The sequence below is a fragment of the Natrialba sp. PRR66 genome, assembly GCF_034808065.1.
Taxonomy (GTDB): domain Archaea; phylum Halobacteriota; class Halobacteria; order Halobacteriales; family Natrialbaceae; genus Natrialba; species Natrialba aegyptia.
Genome location: NZ_JAXHGN010000123.1, coordinates 1 through 269, shown reverse-complemented (window position 1 = coordinate 269; position 269 = coordinate 1). Strand labels below are relative to the sequence as shown.

Below are 269 nucleotides of genomic sequence, written 5' to 3'. Positions count from 1 at the left end.
CATATACATAGGCCCTGCAACGCAACAGCTTCCCCTTAAAATCCTGATGAGAAAGCACGGCTTTGATGGTTTCACGGACGCCTAAGAAATTGTTGCAGAATACGTCAGGTTTGATTTTCCTTTCCCGCAGCATGGCATGCTTCCAGGCGAGTTTCGGGTCAAGGTAGACATACATAATCTGGACTGCATAGCCTCGCCTGAGCGCTTCCCGGACATTCCTGATAGCAGTCTCTTCATGAGCAAAATTAGTATCATGGATGATATCAAAG

The 269-nt window shown here is 46.8% G+C and carries 1 protein-coding gene; it reads right to left on the bottom strand.

Going from position 1 to position 269, the window contains the following annotated elements; all coding sequences use genetic code 11:
- Positions 1-269: zeta toxin family protein (locus tag SM755_RS23720; protein ID WP_323174844.1), on the bottom strand; the 269-nt coding region annotated here is incomplete at both ends.